The following is an 11,983-nucleotide window of genomic DNA, read 5'->3' as shown; positions in this document are numbered from 1 at the left end:
CGGCACACGGATAAGAGGAAACAACTGTGAGCGAGACCATCCGCGTACCCGACATCGGCAGTGGCGACGGCGAAGTCATCGAGCTGCTGGTGAAGGTCGGCGATACCGTCGAGGCCGAACAGAGCCTGGTGGTGCTGGAGTCCGACAAGGCCAGCATGGAGATTCCGGCCCCCAAGGCTGGCAAGATCGCCGCCCTGCACATCAAGGTCGGCGACACCCTCAAGACCGGTGATCTGCTGATCGACCTGGAAGGCGAGGACGCCGCCAGCGGCAGCGAACCCGCCGCCGAGCCCAAGGCCGAGTCCAAGCAGACCCAGGTCGAGGAAAGCGAAACCCCGACGCCGGCCGGCGACGAGGACGCTTCGGCGTCCGCTGGCGAAGGCGAGTCTCAGGAAATTCACGTTCCGGACATCGGCTCCAGCGGCAAGGCCAGCATCATCGAGGTGGCGGTCAAGCCCGGCGACACCATCGCCGCCGAGCAGACGCTGATCACCCTGGAATCCGACAAGGCCAGCATGGAAATCCCCTCCCCCGCCGCCGGCGTGGTGGAGAGCGTTTCCGTCAAGGTCGGCGACGAAGTGGGCACCGGCGATCTGATCCTGGTCCTCAAGGGCTCCGCCAATGCCAAGCCGAGCAAGAGCGTCGAATCCAAGGCCGGCGACAAGCCCGCCAAGGAAGCCGCCGAGCCCGAGCTGCACGAGGAAGCCGCCGCCGAGCCGGCCGGTGAATCGGTCGAGGAGATCAAGGTCCCCGACATCGGCTCCACCGGCAGTGCCAACGTCATCGAGGTGCTGGTCAAGGCCGGTGACCAGGTCAAGGCCGAGCAGTCGCTGATCGTGCTGGAGTCCGACAAGGCCAGCATGGAAATTCCGGCGCCCAAGGCGGGCGTGGTGGAAAGCGTCGCCATCAAGGTCAATGACCAGGCCAAGACCGGCGATCTGATCCTGACCCTGAAGGTGGCCGGTGCCGCGCCCAAGCAGGCGGCCAAGCCGGCTGCCGGCAATGCCGCCGCCAGCGCTCAGGCATCCGAGAAGAAAGCCGAGGCTCCGGCCAAGGCCGCCGCTCCCGCCAGCGCCCCTGCCGCCGGCAAGGGCAAGAAGGTCCATGCCGGTCCGGCCGTGCGCATGGTCGCCCGGGAGTTCGGTGTCGATCTGGGCGAGGTCACCCCGACCGGTCCCAAGGGTCGCATCCTCAAGGAAGACGTCCAGACCTACGTCAAGGATCAGCTGCAGAAGAGCAAGGCGGCTCCGGCCGCGGCCGCGGGCGTCACCGGTGGCGCCGGCATCCCGCCGATCCCCACCGTGGACTTCAGCAAGTTCGGCGAGATCGAAGAGGTGCCGATGACGCGCCTCATGCAGGTCGGTGCCAACAACCTGCATCGCAGCTGGCTGAACGTGCCCCACGTTACCCAGTTCGACCAGTCCGACGTGACCGATCTGGAAGCCTTCCGGGTCGGCCAGAAAGCCGTGGCGGAAAAGGCCGGCGTCAAGCTGACCATCCTGCCGTTCCTGCTCAAGGCCTGCGCCCATGTGCTCAGGGAACTGCCGGACTTCAACGCCTCCCTGGCCCCAGCGGCAAGGCGGTGATCCGCAAGAAGTACGTGCACATCGGCTTCGCCGTGGACACCCCGGACGGCCTGCTGGTCCCGGTCATCCGCAACGTCGACCAGAAGAGCCTCCTGCAACTCGCCGCCGAAGCCGCCCAGCTGGCGGAAAAGGCGCGGACCAAGAAGCTCAGCGGTGACGACATGCAGGGCGCCTGCTTCACCATCTCCAGCCTGGGTCACATCGGCGGTACCGGCTTCACGCCGATCGTCAATGCTCCGGAAGTGGCGATCCTCGGGGTGTCCAAGGCCAGCATGCAGCCGGTCTGGGACGGCAAGGCCTTCCAGCCGCGCCTGATGCTGCCGCTGTCGCTGTCCTACGATCACCGCGTGATCAACGGGGCGGCCGCCGCGCGCTTCACCAAGCGCCTGGGCGATCTGCTGGCGGAAATCCGCGGCCTGCTGCTGTAAGCCGCCACAGGATGGTAACGGCTTCCCGCTACCGTCTTCTGGTGTAGCGCAAGAACCCCGCTCAGGCGGGGTTTTTGCTGCCAGATCAACCGAAAGATCCAGGAAAAAGGTAGGATGGGCGCCCCGAGCGCCGCCCCTTGCATGGGCCGACCTCTATCGGGCAACCTTGACAGCCATCCCAGGGTGCTGGCGAGGCGGAGAGGAAAAAGGATTAATGATTTGTCTGTCCTTTCCGATAAACCTAGGACATCTTTCCGTCTTCACAAGGACGCGGACCCTCGCATGAGTATTCACTCCGATGCTGCCGATGCCGCGGTAGCCGATCAGGCGGGCGCGCTCAGCGCTCCTGCCCGATTGGGCTTGCTGCGTTTCGAGCGTCTGAATGAAGCCTCCTGGGCGATGCTCTATCTCGATTCCCGCTGTGAAGCCAGCCTTGGCCTGCCTGCCCAGGCGCTGTGCTCGCTCATCGATGCCCCCTATGCCAGCCTGATGGAGCCCAGCGTCCGTCATCGCCTGCACGAAGACATCCAGCTGCAACTCGCCGAGCACGGCAGCTATCAGGTGCGCTACCTGTTCCACTCCCCTGCGGCTCCGTACCAGGTGGTCGAGGTGGGCGAAAGCCTGCAGCGCCATGGCCGCCCCCTGCTGCGCGGCTATCTGCTGCGAGTGATGAACGACGACGGCCTGGCCGGCGAATGGGAAGCCCACAACCTGGCCCTGCGCTCCACCCTGGCGCTCCTGCAGGACAGCCAGGACCACAGCCAGCAACGGCTGGGGATGGCCCAGGCGCGGCAGACCCTGCTGCTCGAACTGTCCCGGCTGGCTCTGCGCCAGGCACCGGTCGACGACGAACTGGTACAATTGCTGCGCGCCGAGGGCCCGGCCGCCTTTGCCGCGGACGAACTCAGCCTGTGGCGTTACGAGGGCAATGGCCTCGTCACCCTGTGCAAGGAAGAGCGCCTGCCAACGCTGTGCAGCGACCATCGGCGCCGGTTGCGCGAGCAGGGCGTGATCGAAGACGCCAGTCAGGTGCTGCACCCGCCCCATACCGGGGGCGGAACGGCGCTGGACGTGGCGCTGCTGCATGACAATCAGCTGATCGGTCTGCTCTGCCTGCGCCGGGACCACGCGGCCACCTGGGAAGCCGAGGACGTCGCCTTCGCCCGCAGCCTGGCCGAGTGCCTGGCCGCCCTCCTCCAGCAGCCGGAGCGCCTGCCCAAGGTCGCCCATCCCCTGACCCGGGTGATGGAGGCCAGCAACGATGCCTTCCTGCTGCTGGATGCCAGCGGTTGCCTGGAGCACGCCACCGACAGCTTCGCGCGGATCACCGGCTACCCCATCGGCAAGCTGCAGGGCCTGCACGTCGAATCCCTGCCAGCCCTGGAAAACTGGGGCGAGCTGCTCTACGAAGCCTGGCAGCGGTTGGCGCACCAGGACAGCTGGCAAGGCGAACTGCGCTGCTATCGTCGCGACGGCGAGACCTACTGGGGCCAGCTGTCGCTGTCCAAGATCCAGCAGCCCAATGGCGACCTGCAGGGCTATCTGGGCATCTTCCAGGACACCAGCAAGACCCGCTTCGCCCAGCAGCACAACGACGAACTGGTGTTTCGCGACAGCCTCACCGGGCTGGCCAACCGCAGCCACTTCATCGCCCGCCTGGAAGCGCGCCTGGAGCAGTCCAGTCCAAGCCGCGAACACTCGCTGCTGCTGGTGGACGTCGACAATTTCAAGAGAGTCAACGACAGCCTCGGTCATCGCATCGGCGACCAGTTGCTGGTGGGTCTGGCCCGGCGCCTGCGCAGCGCCCTGGGCAAGGGCGCACTGATCGCCCGCATCGCCAGCAACGAATTCGCCGTGCTGCTCGAAGGCATGGATGCGGTCGCCGCTGACAGCCTGGCCCGCGACACCCTGGTGGCCCTGGATCCGCCACTCTATGTGGAAGGCCACCCGACCCTGATCAGCTGCTCGATCGGCCTGACCACCGCGCGGCCGCACGAGACCGATCCGCAGACCCTGATCAAGCACGCCGGCCTCGCCCTGCACAGAGCCAAGGCCACCGGCGGCCATCAGGTCCAGGTGTTCACCGAGGCGCTGATCGCCGAAGCCAGCAACAAGCTGTTCGTGCAGAACAACCTGCGCCGAGCCCTGGAACAGAACGAACTGCTGGTGCACTACCAGCCCAAGGTCTGCCTGAAACGCGCCAAGCTGCTCGGCCTGGAAGCCCTGATCCGCTGGCAGCACCCGGAAAAGGGCATGATCCGCCCGGACCAGTTCATCAGCATCGCCGAGGAAACCGGGCTCATCGTGCCCATCGGCAAATGGGTCATCCGCGAGGTCTGCCGCCAGCTGCATCGCCTCGACGCCGCCGGCTTCGACGATCTGCAGATCGCCATCAACCTGTCGCCCAAGCAGTTCACCGATCCCGACCTGGTGCAGTCCTTCGTCACCATCCTCGACGAGGAGGGCATCGCGCCCAAGCGTCTGGAGCTGGAACTGACCGAAAGCCTCCTGCTGGATGCCACCGACGCCACCCGCAACACCCTCGAAGCCCTCAAGCGCCTGGGCATGAGCCTGGCGATGGATGACTTCGGCACCGGCTATTCGTCGCTCAGCTACTTGAAAAAATTCCCCATCGACGTCATCAAGATCGACAGGAGTTTCATCAAGGACATCCCGGACAACCAGGACGACATGGAAATCACCTCCGCGGTGATCGCCATGGCCCACAACCTGCGGCTGCAGGTGGTTGCCGAGGGCATCGAGACGACCGAACAGCTGGCTTTCCTGCGCCACCATCGCTGCGATATCGGCCAGGGCTATCTGTTCGACAAGCCCATCCCGGCCGATCAGCTCGACGCCGCCCTGGCGCGTTACCTGCCGACGCGCTGACCCGCCGCGCGGACTCGACCCCGCTGCTGCGATTTTGCGTACACTGAGCTTTTCGCCTGGCCCTTTCCCACGAGGTATCCCATGGTCCTGCGTTCCGAAATCCTGACCAAGAAGACTCATCTGCCCGCCGCCGAGCAGGCCCTGCCCGGCCGGGAGACGGCCATGGCCGTGCCCGCGGCCCACTATGTCAACGGCAATCCGTTGCAAGGCCCCTTCCCCACCGGTCTGCAGAGTCTGGTGGTGGGCATGGGCTGCTTCTGGGGCGTCGAGCGGCGCTTCTGGCAACAGCCAGGCGTCTGGACCACCGCGGCCGGCTATGCCGGCGGCCATACCCCCAATCCGACCTACGAAGAGGTGTGCTCCGGCCTGACCGGTCATACCGAGGTGGTGCTGGTGGTGTTCGATCCGGCCCAGACCTCGCTGGAGGCGCTGCTGAAGATCTTCTGGGAAGCCCACGATCCGACCCAGGGCATGCGCCAGGGCAACGACGTCGGCACCCAGTATCGCTCGGCGCTGTATTACACCGACGACAATCAGCAGGAAGCCTTCGAAGCCAGCCAGGCCGCCTTCCAGGCCCAACTGGCCGAGGCCGGTTATGGCGAGATCACCACCGAGATCGCCCCGCTGCCGCCCTTCTACTACGCCGAGGCCTATCACCAGCAGTATCTGGCGAAGAATCCCAACGGCTATTGCGGCCTGGCCGGCACCGGCGTCTGCCTGCCGCCCAGCCTGGCGGTCTGATCCCGAGCCGCTGCCGCGGCTCTCTTTGTCGGGCGTCGGCGGTAGAGCCGCCTCGATCCAACCTACGCCAACCTTTCCCGTAGGTTGGGTTGAGCGCAGCGAAGCCCAACAGCGCCGGGCCTCGCTATTCCGCGATCAGCCAGTCCAGCCGCCAGCTGCCTTCGCCCTGGGCCAGATGCTCGGCCAGCCAGGGCAGCAGGTCGCGCAACTCTTCTTCCAGTCCCCATGGCGGATTGACGATGGCCAACCCCGAGCCATTGAGCCGGGTGGCATCGTCCGCCGCACGGATCAGCAATTCGACATTGAGCAGCTTGGGCGCGCCGCTGGCCTGCAGACCGGCATGAAAGCGTCGGAGCTGGCGGCGATCCTTGATCGGATACCAGAGCATAATCACCGTCTGGCGCATCCGGCCGATGGCCTCCGCGACCGCCTTGACGCAACGCTCCAGCTCGTCGGCCTTCTCGAAGGGCGGATCGATCAGCAGCAAGGCCCGGCGTTCGGGGACCGGCAGCAGCGCCCGCGGCAGCAGCCAGCCATCCTTCTGATGCACCGCGACCCGGCGATCGCGAGCCATGTTTTCCTTGAGCAGGCGGCCATCCTCCGGGTGCAGCTCGTTGAGCAGCAGGCGATCCTGGGGACGCAGGGCCTGGCGCATCAGCTCGGGCGAACCGGGGTAGTAGCGCAGCGCGCCGTCGGGATTGAGCGCCGCCACCGCCTCGCGATAACCGACGAAGGCCGCCGGCGCGGACTCCAGGGCCCACAGCCGTCCGATGCCTTCGCGCCATTCGTCGGTACGACTGGCCTGATCGCCGGCCAGGTCATAGCGACCGACGCCGGAATGGCTGTCCAGATAGGCGAAGGGCGTCTCCTTGCGCGCCAGCAGCGCGGCCAGGCGCAACAGGGTGGCGTGCTTGAAGACATCGGCGTGATTGCCGGCGTGGAAGGCGTGTCGGTAATTCATGGGATACTCCAGCGTCAGCCCTACAGTGTACCGTCTTCCTCGGGCGCCAGCGGCGTCGCGCTTTGACACCCCGGCCACCCAGCGGGTTAAATCCCCAGGTTCTTCAATTCTTTACCCCAGGAGTCACGCTTGGACGCTGTCACCATCAACAGCTTGTTCTTGATCGGTGCGGTGCTGATCGGCCTGTCGATTCTGGTCAGCTCGATTTCCTCGCGGGTCGGCATCCCGATTCTGGTGATCTTCCTGGTGGTCGGCATGTTCGCCGGCATCGACGGTCCCGGTCACATCGCCTTCGACAACTATCCGATGGCCTACCTGGTGGGCAACCTGGCGCTGGCGGTGATCCTGCTCGACGGCGGCATGCGCACCCGGGTGTCGAGTTTCCGGGTGGCGCTCTGGCCGGCGCTGTCGCTCGCCACCGTGGGGGTGATGATCACCACCGGCCTGACCGGGGTCGCCGCCGCCTGGCTGTTCGATCTCAGCCTGCTGCAGGGCCTGCTGATCGGCGCCATCGTCGGCTCCACCGACGCTGCGGCGGTGTTTTCCCTGCTCGGCGGCCGGGGCCTCAACGAACGGGTCACCGCCAGTCTGGAAATCGAATCGGGCAGCAACGATCCCATGGCGGTGTTTCTCACCGTCACCCTGATCGAGATGCTCGCCAGCGGCCAGAGCGGCTTTTCCTGGAGCCTGCTCGGGCATTTCGTCAGCGAATTCGCCATCGGCGGGGTGATCGGCCTGGGCGGCGGCTGGCTGCTGCTGCAGCTGATCAATCGCATCCATCTCGCCGACGGCCTCTATCCACTACTGGCCATCAGCGGTGGCCTGCTGATCTTCGCCCTGACCAACACCGCCCATGGCAGTGGCATCCTCGCGGTCTACCTGGCCGGTCTGCTGATGGGCAATCTGCCGATCCGCAGTCGCCACGGCATGCTGCACATGCTCGACGGCATGGCCTGGCTGGCGCAGATCGGCATGTTCCTGGTGCTGGGCCTGCTGGTGGAGCCGCACAACCTGCTGCCCATCGCCCTGCCCGCCCTCGGCCTTGCCCTGTGGATGATCCTGGTCGCCCGCCCGCTGTCGGTGGCCATCGGCCTGCTGCCCTTCCGCGCCTTCCACGACCGGGAAAAGGCCTTTATCGCCTGGGTCGGGCTGCGTGGCGCGGTCCCGATCATCCTGGCGGTGTTCCCAATGATGGCCGGGCTGCCCCAGGCCCAGCTGTTCTTCAACGTGGCCTTCTTCATCGTGCTGGTGTCGCTGCTGGTGCAGGGCTCCAGCCTGCCGCTGGCCGCCAAGCTGCTCAAGGTGACGGTGCCACCGGAGCCGGCGCCTTTCTCCCGCGCCGGCCTGCAGGTCCATCCGACCAGCGAATGGGAGCTGTTCATCTATCGCCTGGGCGCCGAGAAATGGTGCATCGGCGCCGCCCTGCGCGAGCTGAAGATGCCCGAAGGCACCCGTATCGCCGCGCTGTTCCGCGGCGAGACCCTGCTGCACCCCTCCGGCAGTACCACCCTGGAAGCCGGCGACATCCTCTGTGTGGTCGGCCACGAGCACGATCTGCCGGCCCTCGGCCGGCTGTTCAGCCAGGCACCGCAGCAGACCCAGAGATTCTTCGGCGACTTCGTCCTGGAAGCCGACGCCGAACTCAGCGCCGTGGCCGCGCTGTACGGCCTGCAACTGGGCGAGGTGGACGGCAACCAGCGCCTCGGCAGCTTCATCACCCACGAGATCGGCGGCGAACCCATCGTCGGCGACCTGGTGGAATGGAATGGCCTGGTCTGGATCGTCGCGGCCATCGAGAACAAGCGCGTGCGCAAGGTCGGCGTGAAGTTTCCCGAAGGCCGCAGCAGCGGGCCCGCGCTCTTTCTTTAACGGTGGATGAACAGGGTTCGCGCCCTGGAAAGCGCTATCTTGCGCCCATGGCAGCCTGGCTTTAACCTCGCGCCTTTCCACTGCCCGACGCCCGCCGCATGCACCGCCTGTCCGCTCTGCTTCGCGCCGCCGCTCTCTGCGGTTGCCTGTTCACCCTTCCCGCCGTGGCTCAGGATTCCGGGCCGCCGGATGCCCAGCAGGTGCAGCAGAATCTGACCGGGCTGGCCGATCGCAAGCTGCCCGCCCCGAGCAGAGCGCCGCCCAGGACAGTCTGCAGCAGACCCTCAAGCTGCTCGATCAGCGTGACCAGTACGTCAAGCAGCTGGCCGATCTGCGCCAGCAGCTGGCCCAGGCGCCGCAGCAGATCAAGGATGCCCAGCGGCAACTGGCGCGACTGCGCGCCGAGCCTATCAAACCGGCCGAACAGCGCTATGCCGGCGCCACGCCCCAGGCCCTGGAGCAGCGTCTGAGCGAGACCAGCCTGGCGCTCAACAGCGTGCAGGACGACCTCAATGCGGCCAACAGTCTGGTGATCAATGCCCAGACCCGTCCCGAACGCGCCCAGGTGGACATTGCCAATCTGCAGACGCGCCTGCAGCAGATCGCCGATCTGCTCAAGAACGGGCGCGAGAACGCCAAGCCAATTACGCCCGAGCGACGCGGTCAGTTGCTGGCGGAACAGGCGGCCGCCAATGCGCAGATCCAGCTGCTGCGCCAGGAACTGGGCGGCAACAGCGTGCTGCAGGATCTGGGGGCCATCCGCCGCGAACTCTTCACCGAACAGGTCAAGCGCTACGAGCAGGAGACCCTGGACCTGCAGACGCTGATCAGCGGCAAGCGCCGCCAGCAATCGGAAAAGACCCTGGCCGAAGCCTCCCGCGAATCGGAAAAGACCGCCGGGGACGATGTGCTGTCCCAGGAGACCGGGCTCAATCTGCAGCTGTCGGACTACCTGCTGCGCGCCACCGATCGCCTCAACGACCTCAACCGCCGCAATCTCGAGTCGCGTCAGCAGCTGGACCAGCTCAAGCAGACCACCGAGAACATGGAGCAGCAGATCGGCGTGCTCAAGGGCAGCGTGCTGCTGTCCAAGCTGCTCTATCAGCAGCGGGCGGCACTGCCCTCGGTCAAGGTCAACAAGGACCTCACCGACGACATCGCCGATCTGCGCCTCTATCAGTTCGAACTCAATCAGCAGCGCGCCCAGATCGCCAATCCGGAAGGCTACGTCGACAATCTGCTGGCCCAGCAGCCGCCGGAAAAGGCCACCCCGCAGCTGCGTCAGCAACTGCTCGACCTGCTCAAGACCCGCAGCGAACTGCAGGAGCGCCTCAACACCGAACTCAATGCCCTGCTCAGCGAATCCATCGATCTGCAGCTCAACCAGAACCAGCTGCGCAGCACCATCACCAGCCTGCGCGGCACCCTCGACGAGCAGATGTTCTGGATTCCCAGCAACAAGCCGCTGGACTGGAACTGGGTCAAGACCGCGCCGCGCAAGCTGCTGCAGCAGCTGCGCGACGTGCCCTGGGGCTCCAGCCTGCATGAACTCTATGTCGGCCTGGCCGAGCGCCCGCTGCTGCTGCTGCCGCTGGTGCTGGCCTTCGCCACCCTGATCTGGCAGCGCCCACGCCTCTATGGCCGGGTCCACAAGCTCAACCAGGACATCGGCCACTATCAGCGCGACAGCCAGTTGCACACGCCCCAGGCGATCCTGCTCACCATCCTGCTGGGCCTGCCGGCGAGCCTGGTGCTCTGGCTGGGCGGCGTGGCCCTGGAAGGTGACGAACGCGGGGTCAACGCCGCCATCGGCGCGGCGCTGCTGGAAATCGCCGCCGGCTGGCTGGTGTTCTACACGGTGTATCGCCTGCTGGCCTCCGGCGGCGTGGCCGAGACCCATTTCCGCTGGGCCCGGCCCCAGGCGCAGTCGTTGCGCCGGCTGGTCAGACGGGTGGGGCTGCTGGCCCTGGCGCTGATGGCGGTGGTGGCCATCGCCGAGCGCCAGCTGGCTGGCCTCGCCGACGACGTCCTCGGCATCCTCATCGTCCTGGTCGCCTATGCCAGCCTGGCCTGGATGCTCGGTCGCTCCCTGCTCAATGCCACCGCCCGCGAGCGCCTGCCGTTCTTCCGCCTGCTGCTCGGCCTGATGATCACCGCCATTCCGGCCGTGCTGTTCTTCGCCGTGCTCTTCGGCTACTACTACACGGCGCTCAAGCTCACCGATCGCCTGGTGGACACCCTCTATGTGCTGATGGCCTGGATCATCCTCGAAGCCACCCTGGCCCGCGGCCTGAGCGTGGCCGCGCGGCGCCTGGCCTACCAGCGCGCCATCCAGAAGCGCCAGGCGCAGCAGGAAGACGCCGAGGGCGTCGAGGTGGTGCAGGAGCCGACCCTGGACATGGAACAGGTCAACCAGCAGTCCTCGCGGCTGTTGCGCCTGACCCTGCTGCTGGCCTTCCTCGGCGTCCTCTACCTGGTCTGGGCCGACGTGGTGGCGGTGTTCTCCTACCTGGACAACGTCACCCTCTACCAGTACACCAGCGGCACCGGCGCCGCCGCCACCCAGGTCCCCCTGACGCTGCGGGTGTTCATCATCGCCCTGGTGATCGCCGGCCTCACCGTCGCCCTGGCGCGCAACCTGCCTGGCCTGCTAGAGGTGCTGGTGCTGTCACGCCTGAATCTGGCCCAGGGCAGCGCCTACGCCACCACCACCCTGCTGTCCTATGTCATCGTCGGCTTCGGCACCGTGACCACCCTGGCGACCCTGGGGGTGAGCTGGGACAAGCTGCAGTGGCTGGCCACCGCCCTTTCGGTCGGTCTGGGTTTCGGTCTGCAGGAGATCTTCGGTAACTTCATCTCCGGTCTGATCATCCTCTTCGAGCGCCCGGTGCGCGTCGGCGATCTCATCACCATCGGCAACGTGACCGGTACGGTGAACAAGATCCGCATCCGCGCCACCCATATCACCGACGCCGACCGCAAGTCGGTGGTGGTGCCGAACAAGACCTTCGTCACCAGCCAGCTGATCAACTGGACGCTGACCGACACCGTCACCCGTATCGTGCTGACCTTCGGGGTCAATCGCGGCAGCGACCTGGCCCAGGCGCAACAGCTGATCATGCAGGCGGTAAAGGAGAATGCTCGCGTCCTGCACGACCCCGAACCCTCGCTGTTCGTCACCCACTATGGCGCCACCACCCTCGATCACGAATTGCGCATCTATGTCCGGGAACTAGGCGATCGCAGCGCCGCCACCGACGAGCTGATTCGCCGGGTCGACCAGCTGCTGCGCGAGGCCGGCATCAACCTGCTGTCGACGCCGCAGATGGAAATCACCCTGAAGAATCGCCACGGAGCGGAGAAACAACTGGGCAAAAAGCCTCTCCTATCTGAAGGGGATGCCCAGCAGGAGGCCGAGGATCCCAAGCCATCCAAGGCCTGACGGCCCCCAAGAGCCTGTCCATAATCTGCTGCGCGTCGGCCAAACTGCGTTGAAAATGGCTTCGGAA

Annotated in this window: 4 protein-coding genes and 2 pseudogenes; 5 read left to right on the top strand and 1 reads right to left on the bottom strand. The window is 66.1% G+C overall.

Annotation, left to right across the window (positions count from 1 at the left end; genetic code table 11):
- Positions 1-26 precede the first annotated feature (26 nt).
- The 3 genes and pseudogenes from aceF to msrA all read left to right on the top strand — a co-directional run bounded on the left by aceF (position 27) and on the right by msrA (position 5,644).
- A pseudogene (gene aceF / locus BGI51_RS11945) lies at positions 27-2,014 on the top strand (dihydrolipoyllysine-residue acetyltransferase).
- A 282-nt stretch (positions 2,015-2,296) separates the two neighbouring features.
- Complete coding sequence (locus BGI51_RS11940; RefSeq protein WP_187978462.1) at positions 2,297-4,903, top strand: putative bifunctional diguanylate cyclase/phosphodiesterase; 2,607 nt, start codon at positions 2,297-2,299, stop codon at positions 4,901-4,903.
- An 81-nt stretch (positions 4,904-4,984) separates the two neighbouring features.
- A complete protein-coding gene (gene msrA / locus BGI51_RS11935) occupies positions 4,985-5,644 on the top strand; it encodes a peptide-methionine (S)-S-oxide reductase MsrA (protein WP_187978461.1) in 660 nt (219 codons plus the stop codon).
- A 124-nt stretch (positions 5,645-5,768) separates the two neighbouring features.
- On the opposite strand, the gene BGI51_RS11930 is transcribed toward msrA, so the two are convergent.
- Positions 5,769-6,605, bottom strand: coding sequence for a 23S rRNA (adenine(2030)-N(6))-methyltransferase RlmJ (locus BGI51_RS11930; RefSeq protein ID WP_187978460.1), 837 nt, complete (start codon positions 6,603-6,605; stop codon positions 5,769-5,771).
- 129 nt (positions 6,606-6,734) lie between these two features.
- On the opposite strand from BGI51_RS11930, the gene BGI51_RS11925 reads away from it, so the two are divergent.
- Positions 6,735-8,474 carry a potassium/proton antiporter gene (locus tag BGI51_RS11925; protein ID WP_133862997.1) on the top strand — a complete coding sequence of 580 codons (1,740 nt, stop codon included), beginning with the start codon at positions 6,735-6,737 and terminating at the stop codon, positions 8,472-8,474.
- Between the two features lie 98 nt (positions 8,475-8,572).
- Positions 8,573-11,916: pseudogene (gene mscK, locus BGI51_RS11920) on the top strand (mechanosensitive channel MscK).
- Positions 11,917-11,983 lie beyond the last annotated feature (67 nt).

Origin of the sequence: Pseudomonas oryzihabitans (assembly GCF_014522265.1) — a bacterium.
GTDB classification, from domain to species: domain Bacteria; phylum Pseudomonadota; class Gammaproteobacteria; order Pseudomonadales; family Pseudomonadaceae; genus Chryseomonas; species Chryseomonas aestiva.
The sequence above is the reverse complement of the archived record's forward strand: the minus strand, read 5'-3'. Positions and strand labels throughout refer to the sequence as shown.

Excerpts from the sequence above, each read along its gene's own strand:
- BGI51_RS11940 (WP_187978462.1), top strand. The coding sequence starts at position 2,297 with ATGAGTATTCACTCCGATGCTGCCGATGCCGCGGTAGCCGATCAGGCG.
- BGI51_RS11930 (WP_187978460.1), bottom strand. The coding sequence starts at position 6,605 with ATGAATTACCGACACGCCTTCCACGCCGGCAATCACGCCGATGTCTTC.
- msrA (WP_187978461.1), top strand. The coding sequence starts at position 4,985 with ATGGTCCTGCGTTCCGAAATCCTGACCAAGAAGACTCATCTGCCCGCC.